This is a genomic window from Cycloclasticus sp. P1, from assembly GCF_000299965.1.
Classification (GTDB): domain Bacteria; phylum Pseudomonadota; class Gammaproteobacteria; order Methylococcales; family Cycloclasticaceae; genus Cycloclasticus; species Cycloclasticus pugetii.
Map to the genome: position 1 here is coordinate 1,546,461 of NC_018697.1, position 18,971 is coordinate 1,565,431.

The following is an 18,971-nucleotide window of genomic DNA, read 5'->3' on the forward strand; positions in this document are numbered from 1 at the left end:
CGGGCTATAGTTAAGTAACTTAAAACTAATGTTTTAAGGCTTATTTTTTATCGTCTTCTTTTACTTCTTCAAATTCAGCATCAACGACATCATCAGCATTTGCATCAGAGTCAGACTTTGCTTCAGCAGAAGCGCCTTCTGCCGCCCCTTCAGCGCCTGCATCAGCGTACATTTTTTCAGCTAACTTAGCAGACAATGTTGTTAAGGCTTCAGTTTTTTGCTCAATCGCTTCTTTGTCGTCACCTTTAATAGCTTCTTGAAGGTCCGCAATAGCCGCTTCAATATCTGCTTTTTCAGAGGCATCAACCTTATCACCCATTTCTTCAATGGATTGTTCAGTTGCGTGAATCATGCCATCCGCTTGGTTTCTAACAGTCACAAGCTCATGCAATTTTCTATCTTCTTCAGCATGCGCTTCAGCATCGTTAATCATTGCTTCGACTTCCTCATCAGATAAACCACTTGATGCTTTAATAACAACAGATTGTTCTTTACCTGTGGCCTTATCTTTAGCAGATACATTTAGAATACCGTTTGCATCAATATCAAAAGACACTTCAATTTGCGGCGTACCACGACGTGCAGGCGGTATATCTTGAAGGTCGAAACGGCCTAAAGATTTATTGCCTGATGACATTTCACGTTCACCCTGTAGAACATGAATAGTAACCGCTGTTTGGTTATCTTCTGCTGTTGAGAATGTTTGACTCGCCTTACTAGGAATAGTCGTGTTTTTCTCAATTAGCTTTGTCATTACGCCACCCATTGTCTCAATACCCAATGAAAGTGGTGTTACATCTAATAAAAGCACATCTTTAACATCGCCAGCTAAAACACCTGCTTGAATTGCAGCGCCCACGGCAACGGCTTCATCTGGATTAACATCTTTACGTGGTTCTTTACCAAAGAATTCAGCAACAACTTCTTGAACTTTTGGCATACGTGTTTGACCACCAACCAAGATCACGTCATCAATCTCAGAGGCTGATAAACCAGCATCTTTAACAGCTGTTGCACAAGGCGCGACCGTACGTTGAACTAGATCATTAACAAGAGACTCAAGTTTTGCACGTGTCAATTTAACATTCAAATGTTTAGGCCCTGACGCATCTGCCGTAATGTAAGGCAAGTTAACATCTGTTTGTTGATTAGATGATAGCTCGATTTTTGCTTTTTCAGCGGCTTCTTTTAAACGTTGAAGTGCTAATGGGTCGTTGTGTAAATCTACGCTGTTTTCTTTTTTAAACTCATCTGCAAGGAAGTCGATAATACGTAAATCGAAATCTTCACCACCTAAGAATGTATCACCATTGGTTGATAACACTTCAAATTGGTGCTCGCCATCAATTTCAGCAATTTCAATAATTGAAACGTCGAAGGTACCTCCACCCAAGTCATAAACAGCAACCGTACGATCACCACTTTTCTTATCCATGCCATAAGCTAACGCAGCCGCTGTTGGCTCGTTAATAATACGTTTAACGTCTAAACCGGCAATCTTACCTGCATCTTTCGTTGCTTGACGTTGCGAATCGTTAAAGTAAGCAGGCACAGTAATAACGGCTTCTGTTACCTCTTCACCCAAATATGCTTCAGCATCTTTTTTAAGCTTCATTAAAATACGCGCGGCTATTTCAGGCGGCGCCATTTTTTTACCCTGTGCTTCAATCCAAGCATCGCCATTATCGGCAGCTAGAATTTTATAAGGCACCATGCTGACGTCTTTTTGCACAACATCATCTGTAAATTTACGACCAATTAAGCGCTTGGTAGCAAATACTGTGTTTGATGGGTTTGTTACCGCTTGACGTTTTGCTGATTGACCAACAAGCACATCACTTTCTGCTGTAAACGCTACAATTGAAGGCGTTGTTCTTGCACCTTCACTATTTTCAAGTACTTTCGCGCTGTCGCCATCTAATACGGCAACACACGAGTTCGTTGTTCCTAAATCAATACCAATAATTTTAGCCATTTAAATATCTCCGAAATTTAATTTATTCTATTCTGTTAGTTACGATATAAGGGCGTGAAATTTAATTTTCAAGCCTGCTCATCAATTTTCTTTGTCTCTGTAGGTGCTTGAGGTTGCGACACAATAACCATTGCAGGACGTAATAAACGCTCATTGAGCGTATAACCTTTTTGAAAGACTTGTATCACCGTATTAGGCTCATGATCAGGACTTGGAACCATAGAGATAGCCTGATGTAAGTCTGGGTTAAAACTTTCACCTTCTGGGTTAATTTGCTTAACGCCGGACTTTTCAAGCGAAGCTAGCAACTGCTTGTGTGTCAACTCCATCCCTTCTTTTATGGCTACAACATCACCTTCTGCTGCATCCACTGATGCCAGCCCCATCTCTAAACTATCGACTACTGGCAACATCTCTTTAGCAAACTTCTCAACAGAAAAACGGTGCGCCTTTTCAATATCTTTTTGTGTTCGACGGCGAATATTTTCCACCTCTGCCTTTGCCAGCAACAATTTTTCCCAGTTTTCATCAGCACGAGTGGTCGCCGCATCTAGCGCCGCCTGCAAATCAACCTCTTCTGAGGCAGCAGTTTCCCCTTCCGCCTCATCTTTCAATGCATCCTCTACTATTTCACCAACAATACTTTCTTCCGTTTCAACCGCTGGTTGTTCAATATTCTCTTGATCTGTCTGTTCTTCAGACCCCATAGCCTTTCCTCTTTTTTACACTTAAATTTGATTGATAGCGACTTACCATTAAGGCAAGCGCATAAACTGTTTTAGTTAAATGGTGATAGTTTTCTAAATTTCAAGGTTCCAACCAAAACTTTTACAGCAAAACCAAACAATAAGCCCAATTTGCCATAAAATTCACCGATTACTCCACCCTTCGGCACTTTGTATAGAAGCCAAACAGTCGAGTGGCATTCAGCAACGCATACCTTATCAATAAAGCAATAGAAATGATCTCCAGCAATTAAAATTGGATATCTAACACACGCTTAGCACGCGTAAAATTCAAATTGATCCTTAAAATGCCGACACTCAGTAAATAAGCCGTCATTTAGATTTAGATTCTGGTGTAAATCGCTACATTTCGTGTAAACTTTTACCTTCAACTGAGGAGTAAAATGAATACAAAATTTAAACGAATTGGGCTGATTTCCAAGCCTAATGCCACGGATATATCTGCAACAGTTCAAGCATTATATACGCTGTTAATTGACGCCAATATTAACATCGTTGTTGATGAAGAAACGGCTCACCATATCTCATTGCCCTCTGAGCACATCATGAGCATCAGTGAATTAGCCGACCAATGTGATCTCATCATGTCTATTGGCGGTGACGGGACACTCTTATCAGCTGCTCGCGCCTTGGTTGACAAAAAGGTTCCTCTCGTCGGTATAAACTTAGGTCGCATTGGTTTTTTGGTTGATATATCACCAGAAGAGATGAATGTTCAAATAAGGCAAATCCTCGAAGGCCATTACCATGAGGAAGAACGTATTATCCTCAACACTCAAATCATCCGTAACAATACGCTTATTCACGAACAGTCAGCGTTCAATGAAGTCGCCATTCACCGATTAAAATCCCCTGGTTTAATCGACATTGAAACCTATGTTAATCAACGTTTTGTGAATGCTCAGCGCTCTGATGGATTAATCATAGCAACCCCAACTGGCTCAACAGCTTATGCACTATCCGGTGGTGGGCCGCTAATGCACCCCTCGCTGGATGCCATTGTGCTGGTTCCTATTAACCCACACACCTTGAGCAACCGCCCACTGGTGGTAGATGGAAAAAGCGAAATTGGTATTCGCTTTAGCCAACGAGATAAGCACGAGGCGCAACTAACATGCGATAACGTCATTCTTCCAAGTATCCTTGAAGATGACCTTATAAACATAAGTCGCCATGAAAATAAAATTCATTTGTTACACCCAACGAATCATGACTTTTTCAATATTCTGCGCGTAAAACTTGACTGGAGCAAAGCTCCTCAAACATAAAATTTAGGTATGCTTAAATCCATCGACATAAAAGGCTTAGCTGTTGTTGATCAATTAAACCTCGAGCTTGAGCAAGGGATGACCGTGCTAACCGGTGAAACAGGTGCGGGTAAATCCATTTTACTGACAGCAATGAAACTGTGCCTAGGCGAACGAGCAGATGCTTCGTTATTGAGACCTGGGGCTAATAAGGCGGATCTTAGCTTAGAGTTTGACATTACCGATCTACCGGCCTCCCAGCAATGGCTTATAGACAACGACCTTGATGATCAAGGAGATTGCTTCATTCGAAGAACCATCAATGCTGACGGCCGTTCAAAAGCTTATATCAACGGTCAAGTCGTTAATTTAAAAGCCCTACAACAACTTTCTAAACACCTTATTAACATCCACGGCCAGCATGCACACCTAGATTTATTACACCCCGGCAAGCAATGTGAATTAGTCGATTCATCCTTACCCTCTCAGGCCTTGCTTCTTGAATGTCGCAAACAGTACTCACATTGGAAACGATTAACCGAAGAGCTTCACCACCTAACCGATGGCAATGAAGACAATGAGAGTGAAAAACAACTACTTAAATATCAAATCAATGAATTAGAGCAAGCAAATATTATCCATATTGACTACGATGAGTTGGTGCAAGAACACGCGTTAGCATCCAATATGCGTAAAATCATTGAGACCTCAGCACACCAAATAGACATATTGTATGAAAACGAAAACGCTTCTATATATAGTCAAATTAATAATGTCTCGCATGAATTAGAGTTACTGGCTGACTTAGCGCCTGAATTTACAAGCGTGGGCGAACAAATCAAAGAAGCCAGCATTCAAATTCAAGAAGCCAGTCGTGATTTGAGGCATCAAATTGATCAACAAGAAGATGACCCAGAAAAACTCAGCTTGCTCGACCAGCAATTAAGCAGCATTCATGAATTAGCTCGAAAACTGCATGTTGAGCCCTCGCAACTTTCCGACAAATATAATCAGCTCACTGCACGACTTGACTTGCTTGAAAACCGTAACGAGAAATTAAGCGCGCTTCAACTAGACATCGCTGAGGCAGAAACACTTTACCGCAAGCAGGCCGAACTTCTCCATAATGAGCGCAAGCAACATGCTTTAAAGTTAAGCCGTAACATTACCAACACTTTAAAAACACTTGGACTTCCGGATGGAAAACTAAACATAAGCGTTAACCATTTGGCGAAGCAGCCTCCACAAAAAAATGGTCTAGATGATGTCGTCTTCCTTATATCAACAAACCCAGGCATGCCAGATTCGCCGATTGGAAAAGTGGCATCAGGGGGCGAGCTTTCTCGTATTAGCCTAGCCATACAAGTGGTCACTAGCCGCCGCAATACGACACCTACCTTGGTGTTTGATGAAGTTGATGCAGGTATTGGTGGTGGTGTTGCTGAAACAGTTGGAATACGCCTACGCGAGTTAGCTTGCGACCGTCAGGTCCTATGTGTCACCCACCTGCCACAAGTCGCCTCTCAAGGGCATCAGCATTTATTAGTCAGCAAGCAAAAAAACCAACAACAAACCACAACGAAAATTGATAGCTTAAATCAAACACAGAGAATTAATGAAGTAGCCCGTATGTTAGGTGGTATTGATTTATCAGATAAAACCATCGCCCACGCAAAGGAAATGGTGGAAAAGGCTATTTAGCGCATGATGGGCAGACCCCATAGATATATAAACTATGGTCTGTTATTTTGTAGCCTTTTTCTTTAGCGATCACTTTTTGACGCTGCTCAATCATCTCGTCGTAGAACTCATCAACCCGGCCACATTTCACACATAAAATATGGTCATGGTGCTCATCTTGGCATAATTCAAAAACTGAGTTACCACCCTCAAAATGATGACGATTGACTAAACCCGCCGTTTCAAATTGCGTTAACACACGATACACCGTAGCCAACCCAATTTCTTCACCATCGTCTAAAAGAGCCCTATACATGTCCTCAGCTGACAGATGTTTATTCTCAGTACTTTCCAACATATCAAGAATTTTTAACCGAGGTAAAGTAACCTTTAAACCAGCAGCCCTTATATCTTTTGACTCCATTTCGACCTCTAATTTGGGGTGGATATAAAAGTGAGATGATGTATCATCTCACCATTGCAATCATACACAGAAGATCTTAAATGCGAAAGCGTCTCATTCTAATAATGATATTCATTTCAAGCTCAACCTTGGTGGCTTGTTCAACGACAGAAACCCTAAACGACAAGATGCTTGACGTTGCTGACACCCTACCCGGTGTTTATAAAATTGATGTCCATCAAGGAAATGTGGTGACTCAAAAAATGATTGACCAACTCCGTCCGGGCATGGATAAGCGGCAGGTAAAATTCATCTTGGGCACCCCTTTATTGGTGGATCCATTCCATCAGGAGCGTTGGGACTATTTCTACGATATAAGAAAGGCAGGCAAACCACATAAAAGAGAACGGATTACCGTTATTTTTAATGAAGGCAGTCTTGCTAGCCTAAAAGGTAATTTCAAACCTAGCAATGAGTTTAAGCCGATGACCATCGATACCAAGGTGATTGATGTCCCCAAACGAGAAAAAAAGGAAGTCGGTATTATGGAAAAAATACTTAAATTCATCGGCATCGAACCAGAAGCAAAACCCTAGCATGAGCATCCAATCTTATTTAAAAACAATTAACCAAACCCCTCACGCTAAAAAATTAAACATTACCTTGGTGAGCCATGGTGAAACATCCACCACATTAAAGCTTCCTTTTAGCAAACAGATTATTGGCGATTGTGTTAACAACTACATCCATAGTGGCGCTGTTTCCACTGCTATTGATACAGCCTGTGGCGCTGCTATTTTACAGGCACAAAACAATTTACGTGCTATGGCAACACTGGATCTAAGAATAGACCATATTCGCCCCGCTGCCTCCGGTGCCGATATAAACGTATATGCCGATTGCTACCATTTAACTCACACCATTGCTTTTGTTCGCGCCAGCGCCTATACCGATGATATAAATAGCCCTATTGCAACCGCCGTCGGTAGCTTTATGCGTTCTAACAAACAATTCCCAGTACAATAAAATGTCCTTAGTAGAAAAAATAAATGACATCAAACTGCGTCATGATTATGAGGCCATTGTAGAACTTATTCCGTATGCCAAAACAATCGGTGTAGAAACCAGCATGGTTGGCGAAAGCATCGTATCCAGCTTGCGCTTTATGGAAAGCAATATTGGCAACCCTGCGGTCCCTGCTTTGCATGGCGGCGTTATTGCTGGGTTTATGGAAAATTCCGCCCTGTTACATTTAATCTGGGAAATAGAACTCGTTAACATCCCTAAAATTATTGATGTCTCTATAGATTATTTACGCCCTGGGCAAACCACTACCACCTACTCAAAGTGCGATATTGTTCGCTTAGGAAGTCGTGTTGCTTTATGTAATATTATTGCTTGGCAAGAAGATATCAATAAGCCTATTGCGCAAGCGCGCGGACACTTTTTACTGTCAGAAAATAGACCTCTTTAATGCTATAAAAAAGCCTTGCTATCTATAGCAAGGCTTTACAGGTATCGACTTACTGTTTAACGCCTATACATCCATCATTTTCCTATACCCTTTCCACAAAGATCGTATCGCTCCCTCTGTCACAAAGTGATCATCTGTACCCGTTCCAACGCCACCCATTTCAAGTACATTAGTATAGTTTCCATCTCGCACAATAGCTTTTTGACACAACTCTGTTGATTCCCCATCTTCCATTGATATAAGCCCAGCAGGCCCGACAAGATTCAATTGTTTTAAGCGGAAGTTACGCATTTCTTCGGTATCATCGGCATAACCAAAAAACGTCCAAACTAGCTCAAACTCATTTTCATTCTTTGGCAGAATCTGCCGGAAAGCTAGTGTGTTTTGAATTTGGTGTACCACCAACGATGGAAAAAGCGAAAAAATGACGGTCGTGGTGTCATCATCAAATTCTTTCGCCCCGGCTAACAAAGACGGGTCAGCTAACTGGTAAGTACCTTCTTGATAGGTTCTTGTGTTATCACTCTTAACATCAGATAACTTACTTTCATCTTCTTTACTATTTTCCACCCACAACACGGAGTGCACATCATTATTTACGATAGTACCACCACCTAATGAAGCACGATAAATACCAAACGTTGGGTGAAATAAATGTAACAGACTCGCATGATAAGGGTCTTTAGTATTTTCTGAATAAAACTTCCAATTACCAGCTATGTATTGACGAGTATGCCCGATCACTTCAATAGGCCCTTTTAAGATGCGCTTGAAATGATACGCTACATCTTCGCCCATATAAGTTTCAATATCAGGCGTTTCATCACTAAAGGTGCCAAAAATAACGCCCAGGTGATTAACAACACGAACTTTACGTAAGCTGTGTTGATCCTTAGCAAAGTCTTTTGGCATCCCTCCCTTGCCGCCAAGGCCACGTTGAAAAGGGACTCCACGCAAATCACCTTTAGCATCAAATGCCCACTGATGGTAGACACATGTGTAAGCACCATCTTCTGATTTGCCATGGCGCTCTCGGCAAATTTCCGCACCTCGGTGAGCACAGCGGTTCACCCAAGCGTAAATTTCATTATCTTGACCACGGGTAACAACCACCGGAGTGTCACCAATATAAGTAGACTTAAAACTGCCTTTTTCAGGCAACTCTGCTTCCGTCGATAAATAATTCCATGTCGGGCCGTTATGTATCTTTTTTTGCTCAAGATCGTAAACTTCACGACTATTAAATATTGAGTAAGGAACCGCCGTATGGTCTGTGCCAGCTGGCCATTTTAAATGTGGGGGTGTTATTGCATTCATCATCTTTCTCCTGACTTAAATAGGGATAACCATCAAGGTGGTAATTCTATGCGTGTCATAAATGACTACACGTTCTTTAAATTTAAGAACGCCATTTTCGCGAACAAGGAGGTCAACATAGCGACCTACGTTATAAACGGTACTTTCACCATCATTACAGGTTTTAAAAACTGCGTAATTAGACTGCACCTTAATAGTGTCACCATCTTCTGTACTGATAACAGGGTTACTTGTGATATGGCGATACCATTGAACTTGATAAATATTAGCGTGCCTTAACGCCGTAATTCTATCTTGCAACATACCTTGGCTATCACACCACATAATAGCTGTCGGCATACCTATTTCATGGTTTTCTCTTGGAATAACCTTATACAAGCAATTTTCAGTAAAAAAATCTGGCCAACGTTCTAAATCATCATCATCGATACATTGAACGTAAGCATCAAGCAATTGACTGACTTCATGTTTTAATTCTGGCTCAATACTAGTACTTCTCATACCTTCTCCTCAATCTATTGGGTGCGCTAAAAACACCGGCGCGGATGAGTATCGCATTGAGCCTTAAATGAAAAAATGATCGAGATCAGAAAGGACGTATTACCTTTAATATCTTAAAATAAAAAAAGGCGCTCTGTTTAAATAACAGAACGCCTTTCGCGTGTGTTGCAGCGTTGCCAGCACATTAAAATATTAGTACTACTCTGCAAGCAAAGCCTCTAGTTTATTGGGCAGTCGATTCAAACCCCTTCATAGGCTTGAGGGTGAATCCGCACACTATCACCAAACAATCGATTGAGCGCATTGATATAGGCTTTTGCTGAGGCAATCACAATATCTGTATCCGAACCGTGGCCATTCACAATACGCCCTGCTTTTTCTAGCCTAACGGCAACTTCGCCTTGAGAGTCCGTCCCTTCAGTAACATTACTGACAGAATAAAGCTGAAGCGTCGCACTACTTGTCACGATTTTCTCAATGGCCTTAAATGTAGCATCAACAAGCCCACCACCTTGAGAGGTTTCTGTTTGCTCAACCTCATCTACCATTAACGTAATACAAGACTCAGGCATTTCCCCCGTTTCCGAACACGCTTTAACGGACACTAACTTAATCGCTTCACTAAAAGCTTCTTCCATTTTGAAGTCCGACACCAGGGCTTGAATATCTTCATCAAAAATTTCAGATTTTTTATCGGCTAAATCTTTAAAGCGACGAAAAGCATTATTTAACTCTTCTTGGCTATCCACCATTATGTTTAGCTTTTCTAAACGATCCTTAAATGCACTCCGCCCAGATAATTTCCCTAATACTAATTTATTAGAATTAAGACCAACATCTTCAGCCAACATAATTTCGTATGTTTCGCGCGATTTCAACACGCCATCTTGATGAATACCCGACTCATGGGCAAACGCATTAGCACCCACAATCGCTTTATTCGGCTGCACAGGAAAACCGGTTATACCCGACACCAACCGAGAGCAGGTCATAATCTGAGTTGTATCCAAGCCAACATCACAGGGAAATAAATCCTGCCGTGTTCGAACCGCCATCACAACCTCTTCAAGTGCTGCGTTTCCTGCACGTTCACCTAAACCATTGATTGAACACTCAACTTGGCGCGCACCATTCATAACACCGGCTAACGAGTTCGCCACTGCCAAGCCTAAGTCATTATGGCAATGTGTTGAAAAGATAGCTTTATCTGAATTAGGTACATTTTCAATTAACTGTCGAATCGTGTTGCCGTATTGGTCTGGCAAGTTATAACCCACAGTATCTGGAATGTTAATGGTTGTCGCACCCGCGTCAATAACCGCCTCAATAATCCGACACAAGAAATCAAGGTCTGAACGCCCCGCGTCTTCAGGCGAAAACTCAACGTTATCTGTGAAGTTTCTTGCCAATTTAACCGCATCAACAGCCTGTTCAAAAACCTGATCGGGGGTTAATAGCAACTTCTCTCTCATATGAAGTGGCGAGGTCGCAATAAAGGTATGGATCCGCGATGCATTTGCATCTTTAAGTGCTTCACCAGCACGTTCTATATCTGCTTTGTTTGCCCGCGCCAAACCACAAACCACACTGTCTTTAACGGTTCTTGCAATTCCTTGAACAGCGGCAAAATCGCCTTCACTTGAGATAGGAAAACCTGCCTCAATAATGTCAACCTTCATTTTCTCTAATGCTTTAGCGATACGAAGCTTCTCTTCTGCAGTCATTGCTGCACCGGGGCTTTGCTCACCATCACGTAAGGTTGTATCAAAAATTATTAACTTCTCTTTACTCATTTCTAAACTCCAAATGTCATCTTGATGACAAATTTTTACTTATACAATTAGCTAATTGCGTTTCACCTCGCCAGGTATATTCATTAGCCGCGTTGCGGCAGTCGAGCTAGGCTGAGAAGAAAAGACTTTGCAATGACAAAAAGGCGCACAGACACTTCACCAAAAGCGGCATTTAATGTTTTATTATTATCTGTGACTATCATAGTGACTAATATAATCCATTTCCTTGGTATTTCAAGGCAAATCATTCATTCGCTGAACGCGCACCTTTTTTGGTAACTTTTCCGGCTTCAGCACGTTGGCGTCTAACTTCTTTAGGGTCCGCAATTAATGGACGATAAATTTCAACGCGGTCTCCCACTCTCAATAGCGTATCTAGTTTACAAGGCTTACTGAAAACTCCCACCGCATTGTTGTCCAAATTAATATCCGGAAAATGTTTCAAAATCCCAGAGGCATCTATCGCTTTTTGAACAGTCAACCCATCATGAAAAGGGACAACTAAAATTAATTGTTTTTCTGGCGTTGCGTAAGCCACCTCTACATTACCCATAAACCTCATCTGCCCTTTTGATAAAACAATCCATTAGTGAACCACATATTTGACTAAATATGGCACTAAAAACAAAATTACTAACGGAACTTTTAAACTCAAAGTCCACTTCCATTGTTATTTTACAAGCATCTTCACGAAGGTGCTTAAAACGCCATTCACCAGTCATAGACTTAAAAGGCCCTTCTAACAACTCAAGTTTAATGCTTTCACCTGCCGCTAATTGATTTTTCGTACTAAAGACTTTGTGCAACACCTTCCAAGCCACTTCAAGTTCCGCCGTCATACTGTCTTGCGTTTCAGACAGTACTTTACTACTTTTACACCATTTCAAAAACAATGGATACGATGCCACATCATTGACAAGGTCAAACATGTCTGCAGCTGAATGCCGCACTAAAGCACTGCGTTCTACTTTATGCATCGCCTTAGATCACATCAATTGATTTTAAGAAGACAATAACGACTGCCAGAGGCGATATAAATTTTACTAAAAACAGCCAAGTTTTATACAGCCACTGCCGCTTAAGGCTTAATTCCTTTACGCTATCTTCTTCACTCATCACCCAACCGGCAAAAACAGCTATGCATACACCACCCAAAGGCAACATGATATTTGCTGTTAGATAATCTAAAATGTCAAAAAATGTTTTACCAAAAAAAGTAACATCTGCAGTTAGGTTAAAGGATAAAACCGTACCTATACCCACGCCCCATGTGACAAGACCCGCCCAGATACATGAACGCATGCGGCTCATTTTTTTATTTTCAACCAACCAGGCAACAGCTGGCTCTATCAGCGATATTGATGAGGACCATGCTGCAAACACAAGTAATATAAAAAACAGCGTACCAAATATTGAACCATACGCCATATGCCCAAAGGCAATTGGCAATGTTTGAAAAATAAGGCCCGGTCCACTAGCTGGTTCCATACTATTAGCAAAAACAATGGGGAAGATAGCCAAGCCTGCCAATAACGCAACCATCGTATCCGCCAACCCAATCAGCATAGTGGTTGAACCAATTGAAACCTTAGACGGTAAATAAGAGCCGTACACCATGATCGCCCCCATGCCCAAACTAAGCGTAAAGAACGCATGTCCCATTGCGGTCAACACACCTTCACTGGTCATTTTCGTAAAATCTGCCTTAAATAAAAACGAAACGCCTTCTTCAAACGCACCACGCTCCATGGCGTAGCCCACCAATAAAATCAAAATAGCCAACAACGCAGGCATCAAGAACTTCACCGTTCGTTCAAGTCCTTTCACACCTCTAGCAACCACAAGCATCGTCACAATCATAAACAAACTATGCCATGCTAGTAGCTTTTCTGGGTCTGCCACAAAGGTGGCAAAGATATGACTAACTCCGTCAGCCGTAGCACCTTCAAAAACGCCCGATGCAACACGTACAACGTAGGCCATAGCCCAACCAGCAATAACACTGTAGTAAGACAAAATTAAGAACCCTGCGATAACACCCAGCCAGCCTAACCACGACCAATATCGGCTCGCTTTCGCTTCTGTTGCCAACGTTCTCATTGAATTAATGGGGCTTTGTCTTCCACGACGGCCCAACATTATTTCAGCCATCATAATGGGGATGCCTATGATCAAAATGCACAATAAATAAATAAGCACAAACGCACCACCACCATTTTCACCTGCAATATAGGGAAACTTCCATATATTGCCTAAGCCAACGGCCGAACCTGTAGCTGCCAAAATAAAGGCCAATCGGGATGACCATTCTCCATGTTGCGATATCTGTCTCATAAACCTTGAACGTTTGTTATTGATAATAAATTAACCCAACTTTACTATTTAACCAAGTTATTAGCTGACTTTTATAGCGATAAATCAACGCCTCGCTTAGAATATCGACATGGCAAGCAAAAAGAAAAAAACACATCCTAATTCCATCGCATCTAACAAAAAAGCGACACACGATTATTTTATCGAACAACGTTTCGAAGCAGGCATGGTCCTTGAAGGCTGGGAAGTTAAAAGCATCCGTGACGGACGCGTTCAATTAAAAGAAAGTTATGTCGTTATAAAAAATGGTGAAGCCTGGCTGGCCGGTGCACATATATCACCACTTTTGTCTGCCTCAACTCATATCGACCCAATGCAAACACGTTTACGAAAGCTCTTATTAAATCGTCGTGAACTTATCAACCTTGTTGCACTAGTCGAACGTAAAGGCTATACGATTGTTCCCTTATCAATGTATTGGGTTAAAGGCCGCGTAAAACTAGAAATCGGTTCGGCTAAAGGTAAACAGCTACATGACAAACGCGCCTCGGCTAAAAATAAAGACTGGCAGCGTGAAAAACAGCGCATCATGAAGCATTCAGGCTAGGCATACCAGCTACTTCACTTAAAATATCTAAGGCATGCTCCCCTTTTTTCACCTTTAAAAATTAGAACTTGGCTAAAACACATCCTCCCTGTGTTAATAACGGGTTGACATCCCTGCTATTAAGCCTACATAAACGCATAACCACCTGTTTTTTCTTCTCAATGAAAGAATTATTCACTATATTTGTGAACCTTTCATAATGTATAGTATCGAACCATAACCAAAGGGGGTGACCTGGCTTCGACGTGGGTAGCAAAACCTTAGGTGCATGCCGAGCTTTCAGGAATCTCGTAAAACATCTGAAAAATTATAGTTGCAAACGACGACAACTACGCAATCGCTGCCTAAACACCAGTAGATTGCTGTCTGACTGGAGCCGTGCTTATGCGTCCAGCGATCTTCGGATCATCTCAGGCATCATAGCTCATAAGATCGTATTGAAGCTTGTTCGGGGCGGATGTACTAAAACTTAACCGAAATCGTCTTTGGTCTTCCTAGCCTATCGGGTAGCCACTGATTAAACTAAAAGTTATAGGATAAGCATGTAGAGCCGAGGGCGGAGTGCTTGCGGACGGGAGTTCGATTCTCCCCACCTCCACCAATTTTTTAAGCCCTAATGAGCCCTTACTGGCCTTTAGGGCTTTTTATTAACCCGCAAATTGAGTATGAAAAAAATTAACGAGCCAATTTCAAGTTGATCACTCTATTGGCAAATGCCCCGTCTTGACCAAAATGACTGTCACCTCATGAACATAAGAGTGATGTTGGCTCATGTGAGGGTTGCGAATCCATGTTTGCTCCGGATACATGCCATGCTCATCTCTAAATGTTCCCGAGAGAACCAGAATTTCTTCTCCACCAAAGTGTCGGTGTGGCTCAAACACCTCCCCCGCTGGCCACTTAACCAAGGCGACATGTTCACCTTCAAAACTGTGCAAGTACATTACGTCTAGGCTACCTATGCCCTGTTGCCAAGGAGATGTTTTTGTATCGACCCGAACTTGAATTGAATCTTTCTGATCGAATTGATTCAGTTTTACGAAAATAGTGCAGCCCTCTTTACTAAAAGGGGCGTGAACACTTCCTGGTGGATTACGAATATAAGTGCCCGGTCCGAAGTCGCCTGTTTCGTCCGAAAACACTCCCTCTAGCACATAGATTTCTTCACCCAAGGGATGTACATGCTCTGAAAAACTGGCGCCCGCTTCGTACCTCACAATACTTGTTGTATGCCCAGACTCTTTCGCCTCTCTTTCAAGTGGTTTGCGTGATACACCTGAAATTGGGCTTTCAGTCCATTTCATAGCTGCGGTTTCGATTACCAAGCGTCGGGAAAAATCCATATTGATCATTCTTCCCCCTCCTTATGCTTACCTAATAAAAAAACAAAAAACGGAACAATATAAGTAAGTGCAGCGGGCAACCAGCGAAAGGGCTGATCAGCAAAAATAGCATTAAATTGATTGATGATTAACAATATCGTTCCCACAATGAGAGCCACCTTAGCAGCCTTAAAACCGTGATTCCTAACTAGCTCTTGCAATTGAAATTTCATGGCTTACCTTTAATAAAATTTTCCGCCAGATAGCGCAAGTTCAACATCAGAGTTCAATAGAAATCCTAGCAACCTCTTCTCCTTCAACCCTAGCCGGAACCGAGCAGCACAATAAAACCTCTCCATCGTCCACCCCCTCGGGATATGCCGTTTCATAAGCGACTTTGCCTGACCTCAGTTTCACTTTGCATGCACCACATTGCCCGCTTCTACAACCAAAGTCAGGAGTAAACCCATGAGCTTCTGCAAATTCCAATAAGTTGCCATCTCCTTTCGACCAGGCCTGTTCAACTTTAGAACTGGAAAACTCAACAATAGCTTGATCGGCAACTGGTTGTGATACGACGCTTTTCGATGCCCCATCAGCACTTCGTTTCAATGACGCAGGGCCAAATGCTTCGGCATGAATACGAGAATCGCTGACACCTAACGAGCGCAACAAATCATAGCTTGCCTGCATAAATCCGGCCGGACCACAAAGATAACAATCGTATTCATCCAGTGGCAATATTGCTTGAAGCAGGTCTTTTGAAATATGACCGACGTGCTGAAAGTCTTTTCCGGGTTTTAAATCTGGACTGACTTCACTTAAAGCCCAATAGGCTTGTATCTGATTTTGAGACGCCTCAGCAATCTTATTAAATTCGTCAAAGAATGCCCTGTGTTGATGACTGCGCGCGCCACCAATGAAGGTGATCGAGCGCATTTTTCGTGTTCGAAGCCCCTCACTCAATGCATGTCGCGCCATCGAGATCATCGGCGTAATGCCGACACCACCAGCAAGAAGCAGAGCCGGACGATCACTCTCTGGATCATATTGAAATGCACCCGTGGGGGCTTTTGCGAGTATCGTATCTCCTACATTTATGCCTGAATGTAAGTAACTGGAAAAAGTCCCTTTAGGGCGTTTACTATCCAGTGAATCTTCGCGCTTTACACTGATTCGATACTGATGATCAGCAGGCGCACTCGACAAGGTGTAAGTACGTATTTGTTCTTTACCTTCAAGTTCAGCCTTCAGGGTAAGAAATTGCCCAGGGATAAACTTTAGTGCCTGATGCCCCACAGCAGAGAGATAAAAGGATTTGATGACACTGCTTTCCCGAACAATCTTTTCAACTTTGTAAGGCCGCCATTCGTCTTTAAGTCTCGCTGCATCTTCCGACGTTTTGGCTTCTTGCCAAGTACCTGTCAAAGAGGTGTTAGGAGAAAACGCCTGCAATTTCCATCTAAGTGGAAGTGCGTATTTAAGTTTTCGCCCATGATCAAGGTGGAATCTCCATAGCCGCTCTGCACCGTCAAAATACTTTATCTCAGGCGACTCCCACAGAATCTCTACGGTACCTGTCAGTGTAAGAAGATCACCATTTTCAAAATCGAGAAAGAGTAATCCTGCCTTACCGTTTTCAATGAAGTTTCCAAAGGTATTGTAATGGTTGTTACCTAAGTAATCTGGAATGGTCAGCGTCTTGTCATCATCCACCCGGACAAAACCTGGCCGACCTCCTCGATGAGAAACATCTGCACCTTCGCTGGCTTCTCCGCTACCATTGGCAAGGTAGCTAGCCACAAAAAAGGTATCACTATTTGAGATCAGCGCCTGCGCATCCTGATCAAGCAATGTTATTTCTTGAACTTCTGGCTTGGGCATTGAACCAGCATCCAGCCACTCCAATTCACGAGTTTGAATATATTGTGGACAGTTGCCAAACGCTTGATCTACCTTCACTTCGAACCCCTGTTCCGTTTTACGCTCAATCTGTGCCGCTAATCGGTTCCTCCGCCGTGTAGGCAATTCTATTCCGAGTAAACCGAGTCGAGTCATAGGCTCAATGGCTTCCTGGAGAGGGTCGCCTTCTACAGGCAGGGCATTAATCGATAGCGAGCGTTCATTTTTCGAGTGCATAAAACCAGGTGAATTGAACAAGATGGAAGCCCACGGCCAACCTTCACCATCGGCATGCCCGACAAAGACAAACGGCAACTGATTATAGAACTCTCGATGCTGATCTGGCATAAAGTCTCGAATGACCTTTCTCCCAAAACGTTCCATTTTTTCCCTGACGCCCATGCGAGCCTGGATTTTTTGCTCGCCCGAATGAAAGGGTGAAGGTTTAATATCCTGTATTGAGTTTGTCATAAGGTAATCCTCTCTACGCAGAATTTAACTGAACATACACTTAACTGACCAAGCATATGTACAAGATTGTTATTGGACCGAGCATCGAGGAACTACGCCTTAGCCCGACCCTTTGTGCAGTATTGGGTAAACCGTTTATCGGATAGGATTTATGTGAAAAGTGGAGCACCCACCATCACAATACCTATGACGCCGGCAAACCATGCAAGCGTACGAATCCAAGGTACTCCAAGTGTATAGACCACCGCATGCACAATGCGACTCACCAAAAAAATCTGAGCACCCAAGGCACTGAGGTCATTATTTAATCCTAGCCCGTGCACTGCTAGCACAATGGGGGCAAATATCGCGATCGCTTCAATCAGGTTTCGAATGGCTCGATTCAGCCTATCATTCCAACCTGACCAAGGCGCAATATCGTGTTGATTTCCAGCAGCAACCGGAAGCCCTAAGAGTATAACGTTGCGAGTACCCTGAATTAGGGTCAACGCGAGTAAAAGTCCAGCAGCAGCAGCAAGCATTTGAATTTCAGTGATCATAATTTCGTCTCCTAATCGTTTCGATATTTTGATTGTCTTACTGATTGAGGCCAACGGCGGTTCTTTGCATTGGCACGAATCCTTCAAGCGCTTCAAATCTATTCAACCACGCGACGATATTCGGGTAAGACTCAAGTGACACATCACCTTCGGGTGCATGAGCGATATATGCATAGTTGGCAACGTCAGCAATAGTCGGCGTACTACCCACTAACCAATCCTGCTCCGAAAGATGTGCATCAAGTAGCTCAAAAGTATGGTGTGCGATAGCTTTGGCGTTTTCATGATCCAAGCCAGCACCAAACACGTTAACCAGTCTTGCGGCTGCCGGACCAAAGGCGATCTTTCCTGCCGCTAGAGATAAGAAGCGTTGAACATCTGCAGCTGCCTTTGCGTCTTGAGGTAACCATTGGTGGTTAGCGTCGTACTTACTGGCCAAATAAACCAAGATGGCATTCGAATCTGAAATCGTGACATCTCCATCCTCGATTACCGGGACCTGACCAAAGCGATTCTTTTTCAAGAAGTCCGCTTGTTTGTGTGCGCCGTTTGCCAAATCCACATTCACTAATTCGGTCGGTAGACCAAGTAGTGACAAGAGCACCTCTACGCGATGAGAGTGACCAGAAAGTGGATGACGATGTAATTTGATTGTTGACATGTTTTAGCTCCTAAATGAGT

20 protein-coding genes and 1 other RNA gene are annotated in these 18,971 nt (G+C 42.7%); 7 read left to right on the forward strand and 14 right to left on the reverse strand.

Going from position 1 to position 18,971, the window contains the following annotated elements; translation table 11 throughout:
- Positions 1 to 40: 40 nt before the first annotated feature.
- Positions 41 to 1,975 (reverse strand): molecular chaperone DnaK, encoded by a 1,935-nt coding sequence (gene dnaK / locus Q91_RS07415; protein ID WP_015006266.1) that lies wholly within the window; start codon positions 1,973 to 1,975, stop codon positions 41 to 43.
- A 68-nt stretch (positions 1,976 to 2,043) separates the two neighbouring features.
- Positions 2,044 to 2,682: a nucleotide exchange factor GrpE gene (grpE, locus tag Q91_RS07420; protein ID WP_015006267.1), complete on the reverse strand. Its 639-nt coding sequence runs from the start codon at positions 2,680 to 2,682 to the stop codon at positions 2,044 to 2,046.
- Between the two features lie 422 nt (positions 2,683 to 3,104).
- Here grpE and Q91_RS07425 point away from each other — a divergent pair, with 422 nt between their 5' ends.
- Entirely contained in the window at positions 3,105 to 3,989 is an 885-nt protein-coding gene (locus Q91_RS07425) for an NAD(+) kinase (RefSeq protein WP_015006269.1), read from the forward strand.
- Between the two features lie 9 nt (positions 3,990 to 3,998).
- Positions 3,999 to 5,669, forward strand: coding sequence for a DNA repair protein RecN (recN, locus tag Q91_RS07430; RefSeq protein WP_015006270.1), 1,671 nt, complete (start codon positions 3,999 to 4,001; stop codon positions 5,667 to 5,669).
- Here the strand turns inward: recN and fur are convergent.
- On the reverse strand, positions 5,662 to 6,072 hold the full coding sequence (gene fur / locus Q91_RS07435) for a ferric iron uptake transcriptional regulator (protein ID WP_015006271.1): 411 nt from the start codon (positions 6,070 to 6,072) through the stop codon (positions 5,662 to 5,664). The two genes, recN and fur, sit on opposite strands and share 8 nt — an antisense overlap.
- 104 nt (positions 6,073 to 6,176) lie before the next feature.
- Here fur and Q91_RS07440 point away from each other — a divergent pair, with 104 nt between their 5' ends.
- The 3 genes from Q91_RS07440 to Q91_RS07450 are packed head-to-tail and all read left to right on the forward strand — an operon-like array spanning position 6,177 to position 7,525.
- Positions 6,177 to 6,647: an outer membrane protein assembly factor BamE gene (locus tag Q91_RS07440; RefSeq protein ID WP_015006272.1), complete on the forward strand. Its 471-nt coding sequence runs from the start codon at positions 6,177 to 6,179 to the stop codon at positions 6,645 to 6,647.
- A 1-nt stretch (position 6,648) separates the two neighbouring features.
- Entirely contained in the window at positions 6,649 to 7,077 is a 429-nt protein-coding gene (locus tag Q91_RS07445; RefSeq protein WP_015006273.1) for a PaaI family thioesterase, read from the forward strand.
- A gap of 1 nt (position 7,078) precedes the next feature.
- Positions 7,079 to 7,525 carry a PaaI family thioesterase gene (locus tag Q91_RS07450; RefSeq protein WP_015006274.1) on the forward strand — a complete coding sequence of 149 codons (447 nt, stop codon included), beginning with the start codon at positions 7,079 to 7,081 and terminating at the stop codon, positions 7,523 to 7,525.
- Between the two features lie 63 nt (positions 7,526 to 7,588).
- On the opposite strand, the gene Q91_RS07455 is transcribed toward Q91_RS07450, so the two are convergent.
- The 6 genes from Q91_RS07455 to Q91_RS07480 form a co-directional block, all read right to left on the reverse strand.
- Complete coding sequence (locus tag Q91_RS07455) at positions 7,589 to 8,842, reverse strand: aromatic ring-hydroxylating dioxygenase subunit alpha (RefSeq protein WP_020932297.1); 1,254 nt, start codon at positions 8,840 to 8,842, stop codon at positions 7,589 to 7,591.
- 15 nt (positions 8,843 to 8,857) lie between these two features.
- Positions 8,858 to 9,343: an aromatic-ring-hydroxylating dioxygenase subunit beta gene (locus tag Q91_RS07460; protein WP_015006276.1), complete on the reverse strand. Its 486-nt coding sequence runs from the start codon at positions 9,341 to 9,343 to the stop codon at positions 8,858 to 8,860.
- Positions 9,344 to 9,582: 239 nt separating this feature from the next.
- Positions 9,583 to 11,136: a 2-isopropylmalate synthase gene (locus tag Q91_RS07465; protein ID WP_015006277.1), complete on the reverse strand. Its 1,554-nt coding sequence runs from the start codon at positions 11,134 to 11,136 to the stop codon at positions 9,583 to 9,585.
- Positions 11,137 to 11,380: 244 nt separating this feature from the next.
- Positions 11,381 to 11,689: an RnfH family protein gene (locus Q91_RS07470; protein ID WP_015006279.1), complete on the reverse strand. Its 309-nt coding sequence runs from the start codon at positions 11,687 to 11,689 to the stop codon at positions 11,381 to 11,383.
- Positions 11,682 to 12,113, reverse strand: a complete 432-nt coding sequence (locus Q91_RS07475) for a type II toxin-antitoxin system RatA family toxin (protein WP_016390047.1) — start codon at positions 12,111 to 12,113, stop codon at positions 11,682 to 11,684. Before Q91_RS07475 ends, Q91_RS07470 begins: the two co-directional genes overlap by 8 nt.
- A 4-nt stretch (positions 12,114 to 12,117) precedes the next feature.
- The gene (locus Q91_RS07480) at positions 12,118 to 13,470 is read right to left on the reverse strand and encodes a sodium-dependent transporter (protein WP_050999774.1); all 1,353 of its coding nucleotides are present in this window, start codon (positions 13,468 to 13,470) and stop codon (positions 12,118 to 12,120) included.
- A 109-nt stretch (positions 13,471 to 13,579) separates the two neighbouring features.
- Here Q91_RS07480 and smpB point away from each other — a divergent pair, with 109 nt between their 5' ends.
- Entirely contained in the window at positions 13,580 to 14,056 is a 477-nt protein-coding gene (smpB, locus tag Q91_RS07485) for an SsrA-binding protein SmpB (protein ID WP_015006282.1), read from the forward strand.
- 225 nt (positions 14,057 to 14,281) lie between these two features.
- Positions 14,282 to 14,657, forward strand: a transfer-messenger RNA (tmRNA) gene (gene ssrA, locus Q91_RS11495).
- A 97-nt stretch (positions 14,658 to 14,754) separates the two neighbouring features.
- Here the strand turns inward: ssrA and Q91_RS07490 are convergent.
- The 5 genes from Q91_RS07490 to Q91_RS07510 form a co-directional block, all read right to left on the reverse strand.
- Positions 14,755 to 15,408 (reverse strand): cupin domain-containing protein, encoded by a 654-nt coding sequence (locus Q91_RS07490; RefSeq protein ID WP_015006283.1) that lies wholly within the window; start codon positions 15,406 to 15,408, stop codon positions 14,755 to 14,757.
- On the reverse strand, positions 15,405 to 15,611 hold the full coding sequence (gene nrtS, locus Q91_RS07495) for a nitrate/nitrite transporter NrtS (protein ID WP_015006284.1): 207 nt from the start codon (positions 15,609 to 15,611) through the stop codon (positions 15,405 to 15,407). Before nrtS ends, Q91_RS07490 begins: the two co-directional genes overlap by 4 nt.
- Before the next feature lie 46 nt (positions 15,612 to 15,657).
- The gene (locus Q91_RS07500; protein WP_202948160.1) at positions 15,658 to 17,436 is read right to left on the reverse strand and encodes an FAD-binding oxidoreductase; all 1,779 of its coding nucleotides are present in this window, start codon (positions 17,434 to 17,436) and stop codon (positions 15,658 to 15,660) included.
- A gap of 464 nt (positions 17,437 to 17,900) precedes the next feature.
- Positions 17,901 to 18,290 (reverse strand): MAPEG family protein, encoded by a 390-nt coding sequence (locus Q91_RS11430; protein WP_015006286.1) that lies wholly within the window; start codon positions 18,288 to 18,290, stop codon positions 17,901 to 17,903.
- A 37-nt stretch (positions 18,291 to 18,327) separates the two neighbouring features.
- Positions 18,328 to 18,951, reverse strand: a complete 624-nt coding sequence (locus Q91_RS07510) for a glutathione S-transferase family protein (protein WP_015006287.1) — start codon at positions 18,949 to 18,951, stop codon at positions 18,328 to 18,330.
- Between the last annotated feature and the right edge of the window lie 20 nt (positions 18,952 to 18,971).